The following is a 19,004-nucleotide window of genomic DNA, read 5'->3' on the forward strand; positions in this document are numbered from 1 at the left end:
GGGCGGGGCCGGGGGCGCCGTGGAGGGCCGGCCCTCAATGCCATTCCGCGGGATCGAGCGCCGCGGCGACGAAGCCGTCCCCCTGGGTAACGATCAGATCCGGTTGCTCCACCAGTCGCGCGACCCTACCGGGATCGAATGCGCGAAACTCGAAGACGAAGTGCTCCGTGATCGCGGGCCGGTCCAACGGAAAGCCATCGAGGTCGAGCGAGGAGTTCGCCCGCTCCGCACCCTGGCAGAGGACGGACACGAAGAGGGGGAAGTGGTCCGCGTCCAGAAGCCGATCCGCCTCCTGGATCACACCCACGATCCCACTGCCACCCGTGACCTCCGCACACAGGTCGTCCAGACAGTCCACCAGTGCGTCCCAGTTGTTCCCGTAGTACCCGGGGAAGCGGAGCACTTCGGCAAAGGACTGATGGATCCCCGGCTCATCCAGAAGCCGACGGGAGTCGAAGTAGTAGCAACGTCCCCCTTTCCCCTCCAACCGGGAAATGTGCCCTTGGGCCACGGCGGACCCGTGAGCCACGAAAACGACCCAGGGTTCCGCGGTGTCAGTAATGTCAAAGTCGTCCATTCGTCGCCGCACCATCCGTAATGCACATCAGCGGATCCCTCGAACGAGCTTGTCCAGCGCTGCATCCACAGTGCCTGCCAGCAACTCGACTTCGTCCATTCCGAGGTAGACCTTTCCGTCGTCCGCCACGGTCAGGTTGAAATTCCCCTGAGAAAGATCACCTACCGGGTACAGTTGAGCTTCGGCGTCCTCACTGAGAGACTCGATGATTTCGAAATCCCACTTCGCCAGCGACGGATCCAGCCGGAACGGAATTCGCGCCGCATTTACCCCCGGCCCTCTCTCGTGCACCTCCAGGCCACCAAACTCACTGAGAAATTGCCGGGCGGCTTCGTGCATGACATAACCATCGTCAGCTTCACGCATGGCTAGTTCCCAGGCGTCAGCGGAGACTGCCCGCCCCGGCCGCCAACCCGCCAACCGCAGTACGCGCTCCGTCTCGGGCGACCACCTGGGCGAACCATCAGGCCCTTGGGTGGCAACGAAGTCGGACGGCAACTCAAGGTGATCCCCCACGAGCACGAAGGGCAGTGGAGCATCGGTGCGCCGCTCTACCACGAGCACCTCCAGCGCTTCATAGGCGTGTCGCACCAACCGTTCCGCCTGTTCGTTGCCGACGTAGACAGACCCGTCGGAGGCCATCGCCAGCCAGCTCTCCCCGCAGTCCACGCGACCGACGGGATACAGAGGAGTGCCGGCGCTGTCACTCACGCGAAGGACGACCTCACGGATCTTTGCGGCCCCCTCGCGATCCGTGTTGACATCGCAGGGATCCAGCCTGAACGGAGATTGCGGCATCAGTGGGCCGGGAGTCCAAGCGGCCGTCGACAAACCAGCGAACTCGCCGAGGAATTTTCTCGCCGCCTCGTGCATTTCGAGTCCACTGAACTCCCGAAGAGGGATTTCATACTTGTCAAGCGGCACAGACCGACCGGGATACCATCCGGCCGACCGCAGGACTCGGTAGGTCAAAGGCGACCACTCTTCGGGAACCTCTTCGCTCTTCATCACATCACCGCCATGGTCCCCAGTTACTCAGGTGCGTTCTTGCAAGAGTCTGGGCGTGCCGACGCGGTCCCCTCGCCCTGGGTCGTCGTACTCGTAGCTGATGTCCCTCGCCCGTCGGGAGATACACGCGACCGCGGGGGGCGGCGGCGCGCTCATCGCACCTGTTCCATGAAGCGTTCAAACTCGGCGACAGCATGCTGCAGGTCCTCACGACCGGGATCGTCCGGCGGGAGCTGGTGCAGATGCGCGTCGGCGAACCGCTTGGCCGCGACATGAACGGCGGCGGCAACATCCGCGGCGGGCGAGTGGTCAACGGGCGATCCCTGGTAGGTCGTGTCGACAGACCCGTTCCGCCCTCGCGTGAATGTGAGCGAAAACGAAGAATCGACCGCCGCCGACTCGTACGAGCGCTGTTTCCCGGCCAGAAACGGACGCAGGCCGTCGAGAAGCAGGGGCACCGTAAGGTAGATCATCATCGCCCCACCGGGACCGCGGTCACGTGAACTCACTGACCCGTTGCTTCCTCGGACATCAATATGCCCGAGATCGAAACCGGACGGGGGAGGCGTCTCGGCCTCGTCCACGGAGAATTCGAACTCCATCGAGCAGAGTCCTTCCTGGGTCAGACAGCGGTCTTGTCAACGGGGAAGAAGGTGATGATGTTGTTTCCGTCGTGGGAATCGACCGTCACCTGGAAGCGCGCATACATGCCGTTGACCTTCATCCTCTTCTGGAAGTTCTGGATGCGCCTGCCGGGGTCAGAGATCCTCGTCCCGTTGCGCACGGCTTTCTTCGCCGCAGCGTGCACTTGTTCCCGGGTCGTCCCGGGCGGAAGCATGTCTGCGTGCTTGGTCGACGGGTTCGTTCCTGTGATGTGCCGGCTCTCGATGTGCAGCCAGCCCTTCTTCAGGTCGCCCGTCTCAAGGCGAGGTCGCTTACGGCACAGCGCAAGGCCGAACGGATCGATCCATACTGTGGGGTTGGGGGCGTACCAGGCGGGGTTCGGTCCACCGCCCAGCCCCAGAGGGTCCAGACTGCAATAACGCCCGAGGCCGGGGTCGTAGTAACGGAAATAATTGTAATGCAGTCCGCTCTCGGAATCGTGATACTGCCCGGGGAAGCGCAGGGGACATTCGATCCTGCCTCCGGAATCGACCGTGGGAACGCCCCAGAGCGTGGTGCGCAGCCGCCAATCGATTTCCCCGTCAGAACTTACGAGTTCAGTCGGCGCACCGATGAGGTCCGTGATGATGGCGTAGAACCGGGTGTCGATATCATCTTGCGACGTGGTGGCGGTGTATCGCCTTTCGGACTGCACCAATGGCTCGCCCGTATGGGGCGACCAGTCCCAGGTCACAGCACGCTTTTCGAGAGTCGATGTCTGTTCAGCCAGTTCGGTGCCGTCCCAGGTGAAATCGATCCGGGCCGATGGGGTGCCCTCGTCGCCCATGAGGTGCTTGCCGATACGCCTGCCGAACCCGTCATACAGATAGCGCCAGCAGGAACCGTCAGGCGTTACGACCTCTCGCAACTGGTCTTGATCGCCCCAGCCGTACTTCCATACTCGGGATCCGCCGGAGAGCAAGCGGATCCTTCGCCTCGTGATCCGCCCTTGAGCGTCGTACTCGTACGCAGTCCGACCTGCCATGCGTACGCCAAGCGGACCAAAGTCGCGGTCACCGGCCGCAGCGTGCGCGCCATCCCCTGTGGCTGTCGACGGCCAGTCACCGCGAATGAGGTCGCCGGCTGCGTCGTAGGCATACTGTTCTGTCCAACCTTGGGCACGGACTGCGGTGATGCGTGATTCCGCATCGAGATCGAACTGCCGACGTCCGCTGACACTGTCGACGACCTCGACGGGGTGATCGTCCGCGCGATAGTGGTACCGCCGTTGCAAGGGGGGCTGCCCTCCCTGAACGCCGGCAAGGCTCTGTTCGACCAGCCGATCGTGTCCGTCCCAGCTCTGGGACAAGATCATGCGCCCGACACGACGCTCCGCTTCTCTCCCAGCCTCGTCGTAACGGACGGCGAGCGACTGCCCGGCTGCGTGCAAGGCCGTCGGCCGGTCTGCCGCGTCGTACTCCCAGACGCTGTGTGCTCCGTCAGGCGTGAGACGGCGAATGCGTCTTCCCAGCACGTCATAGCCGTTCCGCAGCGTGCGTCCGTTGCACGATTCAGCCACGACTCGCCCGAGCATGTCACGCTCAAGGGTGACGATCGCATCAGAATTCTCCGCCTTCACCGTACGACCGAGAGCGTCATAGGCATACCTGGCAACTCCCTCCCCGCTGCGCTGTTCGACGATGTTGCCCAACAGGTCACGGAGATAGTGGGTGGTCTGCCCCAGCGCGTTCGTACGAGTCACGAGCTGGTTCGCGGCGTCGTACGTGTATTCGAGGGTGCGGCCGAAGAAATCGCTCTCTCCCACCAGGTTGCCCACGGCGTCATACGCGTAGCACCACTCACGGCCCCGCCCATCTGTCACGGAGGTCAGCCTGAGCTCTGTGTCATGCCGGAAGGTCAGCCGGGTGCCGTCCGGCTGTGTGCGGGAGGCAAGCAGACCAAAGTGCGTGTACTCGGAAGTGGTGATCCCTCCCACCGCATCGCGGTGCTCTGTTTCATTTCCTTCACCGTCGTAGGTCCACTGCTCGCGTGCACCGTCCGGAGCGGTACGCCACGCCATCAATCCTTCCGTCGTCCAACCGTAGCGAGTGACGTCACCCCTCGCGTCGGTCGTGGACTCGGTCCGCCCAAAGGAGTCGTACGTAAACCGAGTTACTGCTCCGAGGGCATCGCGGTGAGAGATGACTCGGCCAGCATGGTCGTACGCGTAGTGCCGCTCATGGCCCAACGCATTCGTGGCAGTGAGCAGTTGTCCGGCTTCCCCGTAGGCGTAACTGGTGGTGGCACCGACCGGGTCTGTGACGGCGATCAGATTGCCGGCTGCGTCGTAGTCGAAGTACCACTCAGCCCCGTCCGCCTCGATGACGCGTTCCGGGAGTCCGAGGCTGCTGAGTTCCGCTACCGTCCGACGTCCGTCGGGACGGACTACGGTCCGGAGATTGCCACGCGCGTCGTACGCAAAGCGGGTTGTGTGGCCCAGGGCGTCCGTCTCCGCCAGTATGCGGTCGTCCGCGTCCCGCTCAGTCGTAGTGCTCTGCCCCAGCGCGTCCACTTCGCGAACGATTCGAAGGTTCTTGTTGTACTGGAAGGTCGTAGCCCGTCCCAGCGAGTCGCGGTGAATGGTTTCCCCGGCCACGGTGTCGTAGTGGAATGTGCCGCTCTGGTAGCCGTCAGAACCGACGGTCCGGACACAACGACCATGAGTGTCGTACTCGTACCGGTAGTCGGTTCCGTTGCGGTCCCGCCACCCGACGATGCGGTGCCAGTCGTCGTACGAAAGCGTCAGGGGCCGTCCCGCAGAGTCGGAGACCTCTGAAAGATTGCCACGGTCGTCGTAGCGGTAGCGACAGATCACGGGCGCCGCGGGGTCGCTATCCAGTCGCAACGCCGTGACACGCCGGTCCGAGACCTCAATTCCCACTCGGTAGCCGTTCTCACGGACGACCGCTCGCGGCGTCCCGTCCGCCTCGTGCTCAAGCGTGATCGAATTTCCGTTGCGGTCAGTGATCCCCGTCAGGCGCAGTTCCGCCGACGGCAGGCCGGACAGCGCCCGAAACCGATAGGTTTCTCCGTCACTCGAGCGCAGCACCTGCATTTCACCGCCTGGGCCGTCGGGCCACATCAGCGGCCACTTCGGTCCTGTGACGGGGAGTACCGAAGCGTCCGCTTCCGGCACGGGGTACTGCAGGACCATGCCGTCCGCAGTCACCAGACGGACGCCGTCGGGGTCAAGCAGCAGTCTCTCGTCCAGTACGGAACCCCAAGAGGGTCCGAACCATTGCCCGGCACGGAACGAGGAGCAATGGTGGCGCTCAAAGGTGAGGGGAAGAGTGCCCAGGAGTTCCACGTCCACAGCTGACGCGACCATGTCGCCGGTCACCACGTCGACGGGGTCGCTCTTGCATACTCGCTCGGCCATCATCTGCGCTTGGCGGCGGAGCTTCCCCATGCCTCCGCGCACTGCCGTGGCCATTCCCTTGAGCCCGGTCTTGCCCAGCGCCTTCAGCCCCTTGGCAAGCCCCCCGAGGGAGGTCATGCCCTTCATACCCGGAATGCAGTCCAGCGCCGCCAGCCCCACGTCCCACAGGGACGCTTGTCCCTTGCTGTATTTGTAGAGCGTGTCCGCGAGCACGACCAAGGCGGCGACCAGCACGATCGCGCCCAGGATCGGCCCGCCGATGATCATCACGATGATCCCGAGGACCGCCACGACGACCTTGCAGACCGCGACGATCGTGTCCCAGTTGTCGGAGAACCAGTCGCCGACGTCCTCCCACCACGACCGGTTCTGGATACCCGCGTCCGACGCCTCGTCGATCTTGTTCTTCGCGTCCCGGGCCGCGTCCTCACGCATCTTGCGCGCGTCCTCGGCCATCTTCTTCGCCGCGTCCAGCGCGCTCTGCGCCGAGTCCACCGCCGACTGCGCGTTCGTCTGGGCCGTCTTGGCGTGCTGGGTGTCACGGGTGGCGGCGCGGACCTTCGCCTCGTCCGGCTTGTCCGCGTCCGACTTGCTGCCCGTCGGATCGTCCTTGTACTTGTCCGCCTCCTTCGACGCCCGCGTCACCCACGAATCCGCCGAGGACAGCTTCGACTGTGCCGAGGTCAGGTCCTGGCGGGCCTCCCGCGCCTTGACGAGGGCCCGGTCGGCCAGGGCCTGGGCACGCTCAAGCTTCGGCCAGAAGTCGGCCAGGGCATCGCCGCACATCCCGTACGACTTCTCGAGCTTCTTCAGGTTCTTCGGGACGCCGGAGAACTCCTCCTTGAAGACCGTCGCCGACTTGCCCGCCCACTCCGCGAGCGTGCCCTCGCCCGCCATGCCCTTGACCAGACGCAGCGCCTCGGACACGTCGTCCGCGAAGTCGTGCAACGTCTTCGCGAGCGTGCGCACGCGCTGCGGGTCGCCCGGGGTCGGGTCCTTGTCCAGGTCCAGGACATGCCAGTCACTCGGCCTGTGGCCCACCATCACGCAACCCCCGTCGACGCACGCACATCAGTAACAACCCGTATGCACACGTGAACTTACAAGGTGCGAGTGTTCGAGTGGAAGGTGAGCCGGGTTCAAGCGGACGGCCGGAGGTCCAGCTCGGCCCGGACCGTCTTGCCGGGCAGGGCGACGCCCCGTGAGACGCGGTCCACCACTTCCCAGCGGTCGGCGAGGTCGTCGACCAGGAGCAGGCCCCGGCCGGTGTCGGTCAGCGGGCTCGGGGGCGGCGCTTCTCCAGGTGCGGGTGGCCTGCGTTCGGCCCGGGTGTCGGAGACCTCGATGTGTAGGTGGACGTGCGGGGCGTGGGTGAGGCGCAGTTCGAAGTCGCGGCCCGGGACTCGGCCGTGGGTTACGGCGTTGGCCGCCAGTTCCGCGACGATGAGCGTGGCGGTGTCGGAGAGGGCGGTCCTGTACGGGATGCCCCACGCGTGGAGCTGGGTGGCCGTGAGGTGCCGGGCGAGGCGGGCGCCGAGTGGGGTGGAGCTGAAGCGCTGGGTGAACGTACGTACGGTGACTGGCAGTTGGTGGGGCGGGAGTGGCGTCATGGGGTCACCGTGGCGTTCGGCCGCGTACTTCACCAGGTCAGCCACTCGTACGCTCCGTCAGCGTACGAGTACAAAGAGTGGACAGTGGTGGTGACGGGCTGTAAGCCTGGGCGTCTTCAAAGTGTGCGGCGGGGAGAGCGTGCGGAAGGTGGCCGCCATGGCGGACGGTGCGGTGGATGCGGGCGTGGTCGGCGGGGGCGGTGAGCCCGACGTGTCCGACAGCCTCAGGACGTTCGGGGCGGTGGTCCAGGGGTTCCGGAGGCGGGCCGGGATGACGCAGGAGGAGTTGGCCGAGCGGGTTCGGTACTCCGTGCAGACCGTGGCGTCGGTTGAGCAGGGGCGGCGGTTTCCCACGCTGGAGTACGTCCGGCGGGCCGAGGAGGTACTGGACGCGGCGGGCATCCTCAGCGGGGCTGTGCAGCACCTGTCGCGGCAGCCGGGGCTCGCGAGTTGGTTCCGGCAGTGGGCCAGGTTGGAGGCAACGGCCCTCAGCCTCTACACGTACGAATGCCGCGTCGTACCGGGTCTGTTGCAGACAGAGGCGTACGCGCGGGCGGTGTCGCTGAACGTACCGCCCGTCCCGGACGAGCACGAACTGGATCAGCGCGTCGCCGCGCGGCTCGCGCGGCAGGAGCTTCTGTCGGTGGCCCGGAAGCCGCCGACAGCCTTCACGTTCATCGTGGAGGAGGCGGTGCTGATGCGGGATACTGGCGGGCGGGACGTGACTCGGGGGCTGCTCGACCATGTGGTGGGGCTGGTCGAACGGAATTGGAACGTGGAAGTGCAGGTGATGCCCTTGCGGCAGCCGGCACATGCAGGGATGGACGGACCGCTTCAACTGCTGGAGACGCCCGAGAACGAGTGGTTCGCCTACTCGGAGGGGCAGGAGAACGGCCGTCTCATCACCACCCGGAAAGAGATCAGTATCCTCCAACAGCGGTATGCGAAACTGCGCTCGCAGGCTCTCACCCCGGCGGACTCCCTGAGCCTGCTGAAGCGAAGGCGAGGAGCGCTATGAGCACGTCCGAACTGGCCTGGTTCAAGAGCAGCTACAGCGGCTCGCAGGGCGACAGCTGCATCGAGGTGGCCATTGAGCCCACTGGCGTTTCAGGTATCCGCGTCCGAGACTCCAAGCAAACGCGCGGTCCCCAGCTCGCCCTCTCCCCCGCCGCCTGGCGCGACTTCGTCGCCTACGCCTCTCTCGGCTGAGGCGAGGCACGTCACCGCAGGGCCTCCGCCACCTCCCGGGCCGCGTGCATCACGCGTTCGCCTACGCGTTCCGGGACCACCTCCGAGAGCATGACCACGCCCACGCTGCCCTCCACGCCCGTCACCCCGAGCAGCGGCGCGGCCGCCCCGCAGGCGCCGGCCTCCAGTTCGCCGTGGGTCAGGGTGTAGCCGGGGTCGTCCGCGGCGTCGCCGGGCTGGCGGGCGGAGAGGATGGCCTTGCCCGCGGCGCCGCGTTCCAGGGGGTGGCGGAAGCCCGCGCGGTAGGCGACGTGGTAGTCGGTCCAGGTGGGTTCGACGACGGCCACGGCCAGGGCCTCCGCTCCGTCCACCAGGGTCAGGTGGGCCGTGGCTCCTATGTCCTCGGCCAGCGAGCGCAGGGCCGGCATGGCGGCCTCGCGGACGAGGGGGTGCACCTGGCGGCCCAGGCCGAGTACGCCGAGCCCGACCCGGGCGCGGCCGCCCAGGTCACGGCGTACCAGTGCGTGCTGTTCCAGCGTGGCGAGCAACCGGTAGACGACCGTCCGGTTCACGCCCAGCTTGTGGGACAGCTCGGTGACGGTCAGCCCGTGGTCCGTGTCGGCCAGCAGCTTGAGGACCCGCAGTCCCCGGTCGAGCGTCTGAGAGGTCTCCGCGGTCACGACGCCCACTCCTTAGTGGTGAGGTCGGCGGCCCCATCGCGTCGGATGCGTCACCGAGTCCCGTCAGTGACGCGCTTCAGAGGCCGCCGATCGGCTGACGGTCCGGCCTCTAACCCGGGCCCCGTCGCTTCACGGCTGCGCTCCGCGGCGGCGCTGCCACGGGGCGTGTGCGTAGCGGGACAGTAACGACCAGGTCCGCTCAGCGGAAGGCTCCGTCCAGAATCCGGGCGGCAACCGTTATCCACTGCCGGTGTTTGTCCTGGTACGTACCGCACACGCCGCCGAGGGGGGCGGCGTCACTTCATGCGCGTCGCCCACTCCTGCACCTTGGCGATGCGCTGGCGCAGCTGTCCGCCGGTGGCCTCGGCGCTGGGCGGGCCGCCGCACACGCGGCGCAGTTCGGTGTGGATCACGCCGTGCGGCTTGCCGCTCTGGTGGACGTAGGCGCCGACCATCGTGTTGAGCTGTTTGCGCAGCTCCATCAGCTCCTTGTGGGAGACGACCGGGCGCCGCTCGGCGGGCAGTTCGAGCAGGTCGGCCTCGTCGTCGGGCTTCTTGCGGCTGTGCGCGATCTGGCGGGCCTGGCGCTTCTGGAGGAGGAGCTGGACCTGGTCGGGTTCGAGGAGCCCGGGGATGCCGAGGTAGTCCTGCTCCTCCTCGCTCCCGGGGTGGGCCTGCATGCCGAACTCGGCGCCGTTGTACATGACCCGGTCGAAGGTGGCCTCGGACTCCAGCGCCTCGAAGGAGAACTGCTCCTGCTCGCCGGTGTCCTCGTCCTGCTCCCGGTTCGCCTCCTCCATCTCCTTCTCGGACTCGGCGTACGGGTCCTCCTCGCCGTCCTTCTTGGGCTTGTCGAGGACGTGGTCGCGCTCGCGCTCCATTTCGTTCGCGAACGTGAGGAGGTCGGGCACGGTGGGGAGGAAGACGGAGGCGGTCTCGCCGCGGCGGCGGGATCGGACGAAGCGGCCCACCGCCTGGGCGAAGAAGAGGGGGGTCGAGATCGTGGTGGCGTAGACGCCCACCGCCAGGCGCGGCACGTCGACGCCCTCCGACACCATGCGGACGGCGACCATCCAGCGGGAGTTGTCCTGGCTGAAGGTGTCGATGTTCTTGGACGCGCCGACGTCGTCGGAGAGGACGACGGTGGCCTTGTCGCCGGTGATCTCGCGGATCAGCTTGGCGTAGGCGCGGGCGGCGTCCTGGTCGGCGGCGATGACGAGCGCGCCGGCGTCCGGGATGGCCTTGCGGACCTCGGTGAGCCGCTGGTCGGCGGCGCGGAGTACGGCGGGCATCCACTCGCCGCGCGGGTCGAGCGCGGTGCGCCAGGCCTGGCTGACGGCGTCCTTGGTCATCGGCTCGCCGAGCCGCGCCGCGATCTCGTCGCCCGCCTTGGTGCGCCAGCGCATGTTGCCGCTGTAGCTCATGAAGATGACGGGGCGCACGACGCCGTCGGCGAGCGCGGAGCCGTACCCGTAGGTGTAGTCGGCGGCGGAGCGGCGGATGCCGTCGTTGCCCTCCTCGTACGTCACGAAGGGGATCGGGTTGGTGTCCGACCGGAAGGGCGTGCCGGTGAGCGCGAGGCGCCGGGTGGCCGGCTCGAACGCCTCCAGGCAGGCCTCGCCCCAGGACTTGGAGTCGCCGGCGTGGTGGATCTCGTCGAGGATGACGAGGGTCTTGCGCTGCTCGGAGCGGTTGCGGTGCAGCATCGGGCGGACGCCGACGCCCGCGTACGTGATGGCGATGCCGTGGTACTCGCGGCTGAGCGGACCGGCGCTGTACTCGGGGTCGAGCTTGATGCCTATCCGGGCCGCGGCCTCCGCCCACTGCTTCTTCAGGTGCTCGGTCGGCGCGACCACGGTCACCTGCTGTACGACGTGGTGGTGCAGCAGCCAGGACGCCAGCGTCAGCGCGAACGTGGTCTTTCCGGCGCCGGGGGTGGCGACCGCCAGGAAGTCCCGGGGCTGTTCCTGGAGGTACTTCTCCATCGCCCCCTCCTGCCAGGCCCGAAGCTTGCTGGCGGTGCCCCAGGGGGCACGGCCGGGGAAGGCCGGGGACAGGTGGTGCGAGGTGCTGGAGCTGGCGGTGGTAGTCACGGTCTCCGAAGGGGGTAGAACGGCTCGGCCACGTATGACAACCGGGCCACCCTACCGGCGCCCCGCGGTGATCGACGCGCGCACCCGGGCGGGTCACCCCCGGGTGGGACGGACGTCACAACCACCCCGGCGCACCCACCCGGCTCACCACTCGCCGCACCCGGCTCGCCGCGACGGCCGGCCGCCCACCGCCGGCCCGGGGCTCACCGCGCCCGCAGCCGCGTCGCCACCCACGCCCCCACCAGCGCCACGCCCGCCATCGGCAGGAACACCGCCGCGAAGGCCGCCGGATGGGAGCCGGTCGCCTGCGTGGCCGCGTGGCTGACCGTGCCGCCGCCTAGGGCCGCGAAGGCGGCTCCGCCGACCGACAGCAGGACGACGTTGGAGAGGCCGTCGGAGATCTGGAGGGCGGCGGAGTTGCTGCCGGCCTCCTCGGGGGCGGAGAGCTTGAGCAGGAGCACGCTGGTGGAGGAGATCACCAGGCCCATCCCGAAGCAGCCGAAGCCCCAGGCGACGGCCACCGTCCAGGCGGGTACGGCGTCGATCAGCACGCTGGGTGCCGTGGTGATGGCCGCGGCCACCAGGACCATGCCGAGGGCCATGAGGCGCTCGCGGTGGGGTTCCAGGCGCGGACGGGACTGGAGCCAGGACCCCGCGGCCCAGGTCGCGCCGCCCGCCGCGAGGGACAGGCCGGCCAGCGTGGGGCTGAGGCCGCGCTGGGTGACCAGCATCAGCGGTACGAAGGACTCGGCGGCGATGAAGGACCCGGCGGCGATCCCGCGCAGCAGCACCACGGAGGGCAGCCCGCGCACCGCCCGGTAGGTGCCGCGCGGCAGCAGCCCGAGGACGGCCGGGACGAGCAGCGCGACGCCCACCGCGCCGGGCAGGAGCGAGACCCAGCGCAGGTCCTGGGCGGCGTACTGGAGCAGGCCCGCGCCCAGTGAGATGGCGAGGGCGAGGCGGATGCGGCGGCCGTCGAAGGAGGCGGGCGCGTTCCCGCCGCCGACGGCACCGGACGCGCGGGCGCGTATCTGCGGCAGCGCGAGCGCCAGCGGGAAGACGACCAGCACCGGGATGCCGACGAACACCCAGCGCCAGCCGAGGTGCTCGGTCACCGCGCCGGAGGCGAGCGGGCCGACGATCGACGGGACGACCCAGCCCGCCGCGAACGCCGCCATGATCGCGGGCCGCAGCCGCTCCGGGTAGGCCCGTCCGACGACGACGTACAGGGCGACGATCACCAGGCCGCCGCCGAGTCCCTGCACGGCCCGCCCGAGGATGAACAGCCACATCGTGCCGGCCGTCCCGGACAGCACGAGGCCCACCGCGAAGGCGGCGATGCCGGAGGTCAGGGGCGCCAGCGGGCCCCGCCGGTCCGACCACTGGCCGGAGAGCACCATCCCGAAGAGACTCGTCGTGAAGTACCCCGAGAACGCGAACGCGTACAGCGACACCCCGTCCAGCTCCCGCGCCGCCACCGGCATCGCCGTACCGACCGCCGTCGCCTCGAAGGCGATCAGCACGATGACGGAGACGATGCCGATGCTCAGTGCCCGGTAGGCGCGGCTCAGCACGGTCTCGTCGGGGGCGGAGGGAACGGCGGAAACGGCGGGGGCGCCGGCGGTCGCGGCGGGGACGGCGACGTCGGTGTCGCGGGGCTCAGGGACGGTCATGGTCGCCAGGGTAAGGGCCACAGTGCCGCTTGACCCCTGTCGGGAGGCGGTACCGATCCGGGACCTTGGTCGTACGACCCCGCCCCGTTCATGAACGCGGTATGGCAGTCGTGTTGCGGCCCCGCCGGACTCCTTGAGCACCCGCGCCGGCCACCCTACGGTCGGTCACGAGTGAGGAACACGGCCGTGTGCCCGAGTGGTTCAGGGGCTCGCCTGCAAAGCGAGTTACGTGGGTTCGAATCCCGCCACGGCCTCCACAGTTGCCGCGCGGTGCAGCAGCCACAGGCTGAAGACGAGGGTCGAGACGTCCGGTGTGAGCGGGCGTGGGTCCGCGTCGGCCGGGTGCCAGGTCGACACCGCGCCCGTCGCCCCGTCGACCACCACGTCGGCGCCGTCGGGGAGCCGGCCCAGCCGGACGAGGTGGGCGGGCGGTCCGTCCGGGGACTGAGTGCCGTAGTACTCGGCGAGGGTCGGCAGTGCCATCCCGTCGGTGTCCGCGGCGAGCGGGAAGGTGTCCTCCGGCAGGCCCGTCTCCCGCAGGAAGCGGCGGGTGGGCTCGTGGGTGAGGGCTGGGGGGAAGTCGACGTCCTCGAAGCGGGCCACCCGGCCCCGGCCGAACTCGCGGGTCAGCAGCCGGTAGGGCAGATCCAGGGCGAGGCCGGACGTGGTGCGCCGGCCCGCCGACAGGAGCAGACAGCCGATCAGCGCCGCCGACGTCCAGAACAGCGGCGTCTCGCGCCCCGGCGGCACCGGGCAGCGGGAGGGCTCCCGCGCCGAGGCCGTGGTGAGGCGGGCGAGGGTCAGCAGAGATGGCAGAGATGGCACGCACGGTGGTGTCCGAGTCGTGTCCGTCGCATCCTTCGTGACCGCCTGCATCGTCTCCCCCGGGTGTGCTCGAGCGCGGTGGGAGCGGCAGTCGTCCCCACCGCTTCGCAGCCTAGGGCCTGCCACTGACAACGCCCCGTCGCACGGGACCCGTGCGTCCCGATACATAGGACGCGTCCCGCGCCGCGCGCGTTGCCTCCCGGGCGGGGGACGTCAGTTCGCCGTGACCACCGCGGCCTGGGGACGGATCGGGAGCCGGTTCACCGGGCGGCCCGTGGCCGCGCGTACGGCGGAGGCGACGGCGGCCGGGGAGGCCACCACCGGCGCCGCGCTGACCGCCTTCGCGCCGAAGGGGGCGACCACGTCGCGCTCCTCGACGAGCTTCACGATCCGGATGTCCGGGGCGTCCAGCGCGGTCGGCAGGGCGTAGCCGGTCAGGTCGGGGTGCCGGATCAGGCCGCGCGGGGTGCGGAGGTTCTCGGTGAGCGCGATGCCGACGCCCTGCGTGACGCCCGCCTCGATCCGGGCGGTCAGCTGGGCCGGGTTGAGCACCCGGCCGACGTCCTGCGCCACGGCCAGCTCCACCACCCGCACCGAGCCGATCTCGATGTCGACGTCGACCACCGCGCGGATCGCGCAGAAGGCCATGCCGACGAATGCGTCGCCCTGGCCGGTCTCGTCCAGCGGCTCGGTCGGGTGCGGGCGGCACTGGGCGGTGGCCCACAGTTCCTTGCCGTCCAGCGCCTCGGCGACCGTGGTCGACAGCACGCCGTCGTACGAGGTGATCTTGCCGTCGGCGATCTGGAGCAGTTCGGTCGACATCCCGAACTGGTGCGCCAGGGGCTGGAGGAGCTGGGTGCGGACCATCTTGGCCGCCCGTTCCACCGCGCCGCCCGAGACCCAGGTGTGGCGGCCGCGGCAGCCCGCGCCGGCGGGGGGCTGGTCGGTGTCGACCGGCGCCACCTGCACGTCGTCGACGCCGAGGGTGTCCTGCACGATCTGCCGGGCGAGGGTGGTGAAGCCCTGGCCGGTCTCGACCGCCGCGCACAGCACCGTCGCCACGCCGTCCTGGACCTTCACGGTGGCGGTGGAGACCTCGTCCGCGCCCTCGGCGCCGAGCATGTGCACCATGCCGATGCCGTAGCCCACGCCCCGGCGCACAGCGCCCGGTTCGCCCGCGCCCTCGGGTCCGCCGGGCAGCAGCCACTCGTCCTCGGGCGTGTCCTTGGGCAGGGCGGGGAGGGGGAAGTCGCGTACGGCCTGCAGGAGTTCGGCGACGGGGGCGGGGCAGGTGACGGACTGGCCGGTGGGGAGCACGTCCCCGGTGGCCAGGACGTTGCGCAGCCGCACCTCGGCCGGGTCGAGGCCGAGCTTCTTGGCGATCTTGTCCATCTGCGCCTCGTAGGCGGCGCAGACCTGCATGGCGCCCTCGCCGCGCACGTGGCCGGAGGGCGGGTTGTTGGTGCGTACGGCCCAGCCCTCGATGAAGGCGTTCGGGACGACGTACGGCCCGCAGGCGAAGGCCACCGCGGCGGCCAGCGCGTCCGACGAGGTGTCGGCGTAGGCGCCCGCGTCGAGCAGGATCTGCGCCTCGACCTTCACGACCCGGCCCTCGGCGTCGGCGTGGTGGCGGTAGCGCAGGAGGGTCGGGTGCCGGTGGGCGTGGCCGAGGAAGGACTCCTCGCGCGTGGCGGTGAGTTTCACCGGGCAGCCGGTCTTCAGCGCGAGCAGGCCGAGGGGCAGTTGGAAGCCCTGGTCCTCGCGGTCGGCGGTGGCGCCGGGCACCCCGGTGACGACGATCTTCACCTGTTCGGGCGTCAGGCCGTAGCACTCGGCGGCGGCGTCCCGGTCGCCGTGCGGGTCGGTGGAGGCCAGGTACAGCTCCACGCCGCCGTCCGGGCGCGGTACGGCCAGGCCCGCCTCGGCTCCTATCGGCGCCGGGTCCTGGCGGCCGATGCGGTAGAGGCCCTCGACGACGATCTCGCCGGCGGCGTCCGGGTCGCCGTGGCGCAGCGGGATGTGCCGGATCAGGTTGCCGTCGGGGTGCAGCGGCTCGGCCTCGAAGGCCTGCTCGGGGTCGACCACCGGGTCGAGCACCTCGTACTCGACGATGACGGCGGCGGCGGCCATCCGCGCGGTGTCGGGGTGGTCGGCGGCGACGGCGGCGAGGGGTTCGCCGTGGTGGCGTACCACCTCGGAGGCGAAGACCGGGCGGTCGGCCCGGCCGCGTCCGTGCAGCACGGCGCCGGGCACGTCCTCGTGGGTGACGACCGCGCGGACGCCGGGCATCTCCCGCGCGTGGGTGGTGTCGATGGACACGATGCGCGCGTGCGGGTGCGGTGAGCGCAGTACGGCCGCCCACAGCAGGCCCTCGGCCCACAGGTCGGCGGCGTACGGGAAGGTGCCCTCCGTCTTGGCGCGGGCGTCGGCGGGCGGCAGGGACACGCCGAGGCCGTGCGGGATCGGCTCGGCGACGGGGGGCGCCGCCTCGGCGGGTCCTGCGGCCTCCGCAGTCGCGGTGTCGTTGCTCACGCGTGGCCTCCGTCCTGGCCGTGGTCACCGAAGGGCCGGTCGTGGGGTCCCGCTGCCCGGTCCGGCGCGCCGGGCGGTGGCTGGGGTTCGAAGGCCGACGCGTTGACGCCGCCCGCGCCCGGGCCGGCCTGGTGCGGGATGCGGGGCTCGTCGCCGTCCGCGCCGGTGTGCGCCTCGGCGTCGGCGTGTGCCTCGCGTTCGGCGACGACCTCCTGGACCGCCTCCAGGACGCCCCGGTACCCGGAGCAGCGGCACAGGTTGCCGCACAGGGCCTGGCGGGCCTCCAGGTCGGTCGGCGCCGGGTTGCCCTCCAGCAGGTTGTGCACGGTCATCGCCATGCCGGGCACGCAGAAGCCGCACTGCACGGCGCCCCGCCGGGCGAGCGCCCGCTGCACGTCCGACGGCTGTCCGTCGGCGGCCAGGCCCTCGACGGTGCGCACCTCGCTGCCGGCCGCGGTCACGGAAGGGACCAGGCAGGAGGCGACGAGGCGTCCGTCGACCTGCACGTTGCAGGCGCCGCACTCGCCCTGCGAGCAGCCGTCCTTGGCGCCTGCGAGACCGAGCCGCTCCCGCAGCACGTAGAGCAGCGACTCGCCGATCCAGGCGTCGGTGACGGGCCGGTCGGCGACGTTGACCCGCAGTACGTACGAGGCGAGGGGGTGCTCGTCGTGCGTGGCGGCCGGGGCGCCTTCGCCGGCTGCGGGCGGGACGGCCGGTGCGTCGGTGTGCACGTCGGCGGGCGGGTCGCTCGCGGCCCCGGCCGGATCGGCTCCGTCGGCCGGTTCGGTCCCGTCGGCCGGTTCGGTCCCGTCGGCCGGTTCGGTCCCGTCGCCGGTCGCGGCGGCCGGGCCCGTCACGGGCTCCTCCGCGGCCTCCGGGACGGATTCCGCCATCACTCCCTCCGCGGTGCCCTCCGAGCGCCCGGCGGGGCCCTCAGGGGCCTCCTCGGCACCACGGGGACCGCCGGTCGCCGTGGCTTCGGCCGCCGGTGCCACGGGCTCCGTCTCCGCGGCGGGTTCGGCGGGTGCGTGGGCGTACGGGTCGGCCGGGTGCCGGGGCGGGCGCGACGTACTGGACGTCAGCTGCTCGCCGGTGCCGGGGCCGCCCTCCGCCGTGTCGTCGCCCCACGGCTGCCCGGTGGGCTGGGCCGCCCAGGGCGCGGGGGCGCCGCCCGGCAGGGTGGCCGGAGCGCCGGTGCCCCACTGCTCGGCCAGGGACGAGGTGGTGAACTCGCCCGATTCGTCCGGAAGGTCGCCGCCGGCGACGGGGATGGACCACTGTCCGGTCACGTCCTGGCCGGACCCCGGCTGGGCGTCCTCGGGGGGCACTGCCTCGGAGAAGTCCCACTGGCCGGTGGCGCCGGGCCGGTAGGTGAACCGTTCGCCGTCACCCTGCCCGGCGTTCGCGTCGTAGGGCGCGGCCCCGCCGTAGGGGTCGTGCGGCGGCGGGTAGTCGGCGTGGCCCTGCTGAGCGGCGTGCTCCCGTCCGGTGTCCGGCAGCTGCCACTGGGCGCCGTCCACGGGGGCGGACGGCATGGTCCAGGAGCCGGTGGCGGCCGGGTCGGTGCCGGTGGCGGGCGCGACCGTGATCTGCGGCGGCACGTAGCCGTGTCCGGGTGCGGCGAGCGGGCTGTCCGACGAGGCGAAGAGCGCGTCCACGCCACCCTCGGGAAGCTTCACGAAGGCGGTGGCGCCGTCGTCGTAGTCGCCCTGGGGCAGCGGGTCCCAGCGGCCGCCGCTCGGGGGCGCGCCCTCTCCGCGTCCGTCGTCGTGCCGGTCGTCGTACCGGTCGCCGTGCTGGTCGTCGGTCACGACAGCGCCCTCCCCAGTGCTCGTCGGGCCAGTGCGGCGACGGTGCGCCGCAGGTGCAGTACGGCGGGCGGGAGCTGCGCCACGGAGCCGTCCTCGGCCGGGGCCGCGTCGGGGATGCAGGCGGCGGCGACGTACTCGCCGAAGCCGTGCAGTGCCTCCGGGACGATCGCGCGGCCGTTGTCCCAGTCGATGAGCGAGGCCACCCACTGCTCGGCCTCCAGGGGCCGCAGCGGCATCGGCGCGATGGCGCCCACGGCGCAGCGCACCCCGCGCCGGGCGGGGTCGAGTACCAGCGCGACGGAGGCCGTCGCACGGCCCGGACCGGTGCGGCCGGTGGCCTTCAGGAAGACCTGCGGCGCGTGCAGCAGCGGCATGCGCACGTAGCCGATCAGCTCGCCCGCGCGGAGCATCTCCATGCCGGCCAGCAGGTGCGATACCGGCACCTCCCGGCGGGCGCCGTCCGGGCCCGCGATGATCAGCGTCGCCTCCAGGGCGGCCAGCACCGGCAGCGCGTCCCCGGTGGGGGCGGCCGAGGCGATGTTTCCGCCCAGGGTGCCGGCGTTGCGGATCTGCGGCGGTCCGGCCGCCCGCGCGGCGGCGGCGAGCGCCGGGATGAGCGCGGCGAAGTCGGGGCGGCCCATGCGGGCGTGCGTGAGGCCCGCGCCGAGCAGCGCGTGGCCGTCCTGGTACTGCCAGCCGCGGATCTCGCTGATCCGGCCGAGGCCCACCAGCGCGGCGGGCCTGAGCTGGCCTGAGTTGACCGCGGCCATCAGGTCGGTGCCGCCCGCGACGGGGACGGCGGCGGGCATGGCGGCCAGCGCCGCCACGGCCTCGTCCAGAGTCGTGGGCAGCGTGACGGCCTGCGCCGCCTGCGGTGCGTGCGTGGTCAAACCGACTGCCCCTTCCCGCTGTCCCACCTGGTCCCGCCCATGTGGCCGTACGGTACGACCTGACAGGGCGGACGT

14 protein-coding genes and 1 tRNA gene are annotated in these 19,004 nt (G+C 70.5%); 3 read left to right on the forward strand and 12 right to left on the reverse strand.

The features are described 5' to 3' along the window. Positions 1-34: 34 nt before the first annotated feature. The 5 genes from DMH12_RS18700 to DMH12_RS18720 form a co-directional block, all read right to left on the reverse strand. A complete protein-coding gene (locus DMH12_RS18700; RefSeq protein ID WP_185832398.1) occupies positions 35-577 on the reverse strand; it encodes a barstar family protein in 543 nt (180 codons plus the stop codon). Positions 578-604: 27 nt separating this feature from the next. Next, positions 605-1,585 (reverse strand): SUKH-3 domain-containing protein, encoded by a 981-nt coding sequence (locus DMH12_RS18705; protein ID WP_125492696.1) that lies wholly within the window; start codon positions 1,583-1,585, stop codon positions 605-607. Positions 1,586-1,737: 152 nt separating this feature from the next. Beyond that, a complete protein-coding gene (locus DMH12_RS18710; protein ID WP_125492697.1) occupies positions 1,738-2,187 on the reverse strand; it encodes a hypothetical protein in 450 nt (149 codons plus the stop codon). A gap of 20 nt (positions 2,188-2,207) precedes the next feature. Beyond that, positions 2,208-6,671 (reverse strand): RHS repeat-associated core domain-containing protein, encoded by a 4,464-nt coding sequence (locus DMH12_RS18715; RefSeq protein WP_125492716.1) that lies wholly within the window; start codon positions 6,669-6,671, stop codon positions 2,208-2,210. Positions 6,672-6,766: 95 nt separating this feature from the next. Continuing rightward, positions 6,767-7,237: an ATP-binding protein gene (locus DMH12_RS18720; RefSeq protein WP_125492717.1), complete on the reverse strand. Its 471-nt coding sequence runs from the start codon at positions 7,235-7,237 to the stop codon at positions 6,767-6,769. 157 nt (positions 7,238-7,394) lie between these two features. Here DMH12_RS18720 and DMH12_RS18725 point away from each other — a divergent pair, with 157 nt between their 5' ends. Both DMH12_RS18725 and DMH12_RS18730 read left to right on the forward strand, forming a co-directional pair. Continuing rightward, on the forward strand, positions 7,395-8,255 hold the full coding sequence (locus DMH12_RS18725) for a helix-turn-helix transcriptional regulator (protein WP_125492698.1): 861 nt from the start codon (positions 7,395-7,397) through the stop codon (positions 8,253-8,255). Beyond that, positions 8,252-8,446 (forward strand): DUF397 domain-containing protein, encoded by a 195-nt coding sequence (locus DMH12_RS18730; RefSeq protein ID WP_125492699.1) that lies wholly within the window; start codon positions 8,252-8,254, stop codon positions 8,444-8,446. Before DMH12_RS18725 ends, DMH12_RS18730 begins: the two co-directional genes overlap by 4 nt. Positions 8,447-8,457: 11 nt before the next feature. Here DMH12_RS18730 and DMH12_RS18735 read toward each other — a convergent pair whose 3' ends face one another. The 3 genes from DMH12_RS18735 to DMH12_RS18745 all read right to left on the reverse strand — a co-directional run bounded on the left by DMH12_RS18735 (position 8,458) and on the right by DMH12_RS18745 (position 12,871). Further along, the gene (locus tag DMH12_RS18735; RefSeq protein ID WP_122619831.1) at positions 8,458-9,105 is read right to left on the reverse strand and encodes an IclR family transcriptional regulator; all 648 of its coding nucleotides are present in this window, start codon (positions 9,103-9,105) and stop codon (positions 8,458-8,460) included. A 296-nt stretch (positions 9,106-9,401) separates the two neighbouring features. Then, the gene (locus DMH12_RS18740) at positions 9,402-11,198 is read right to left on the reverse strand and encodes a DEAD/DEAH box helicase (RefSeq protein ID WP_125492700.1); all 1,797 of its coding nucleotides are present in this window, start codon (positions 11,196-11,198) and stop codon (positions 9,402-9,404) included. Positions 11,199-11,401: 203 nt separating this feature from the next. Beyond that, the gene (locus tag DMH12_RS18745) at positions 11,402-12,871 is read right to left on the reverse strand and encodes an MFS transporter (protein WP_125492701.1); all 1,470 of its coding nucleotides are present in this window, start codon (positions 12,869-12,871) and stop codon (positions 11,402-11,404) included. Between the two features lie 182 nt (positions 12,872-13,053). On the opposite strand from DMH12_RS18745, the gene DMH12_RS18750 reads away from it, so the two are divergent. Further along, positions 13,054-13,128, forward strand: a tRNA-Cys gene (locus tag DMH12_RS18750). Here the strand turns inward: DMH12_RS18750 and DMH12_RS18755 are convergent. The 4 genes from DMH12_RS18755 to DMH12_RS18770 all read right to left on the reverse strand — a co-directional run bounded on the left by DMH12_RS18755 (position 13,097) and on the right by DMH12_RS18770 (position 18,929). Beyond that, entirely contained in the window at positions 13,097-13,696 is a 600-nt protein-coding gene (locus DMH12_RS18755; RefSeq protein ID WP_260474248.1) for an SUKH-4 family immunity protein, read from the reverse strand. The genes DMH12_RS18750 and DMH12_RS18755 overlap by 32 nt on opposite strands. Positions 13,697-13,909: 213 nt before the next feature. Next, positions 13,910-16,228 carry a xanthine dehydrogenase family protein molybdopterin-binding subunit gene (locus tag DMH12_RS18760; protein ID WP_125492703.1) on the reverse strand — a complete coding sequence of 773 codons (2,319 nt, stop codon included), beginning with the start codon at positions 16,226-16,228 and terminating at the stop codon, positions 13,910-13,912. Further along, complete coding sequence (locus DMH12_RS18765) at positions 16,225-18,039, reverse strand: 2Fe-2S iron-sulfur cluster-binding protein (protein WP_125492704.1); 1,815 nt, start codon at positions 18,037-18,039, stop codon at positions 16,225-16,227. Before DMH12_RS18765 ends, DMH12_RS18760 begins: the two co-directional genes overlap by 4 nt. Further along, positions 18,036-18,929: a xanthine dehydrogenase family protein subunit M gene (locus DMH12_RS18770; RefSeq protein WP_125492705.1), complete on the reverse strand. Its 894-nt coding sequence runs from the start codon at positions 18,927-18,929 to the stop codon at positions 18,036-18,038. The genes DMH12_RS18765 and DMH12_RS18770 overlap by 4 nt, the downstream gene beginning before the upstream one ends. Positions 18,930-19,004 lie beyond the last annotated feature (75 nt).

Origin of the sequence: Streptomyces sp. WAC 04229 (assembly GCF_003947455.1) — a bacterium.
Lineage (GTDB): Bacteria > Actinomycetota > Actinomycetes > Streptomycetales > Streptomycetaceae > Streptomyces.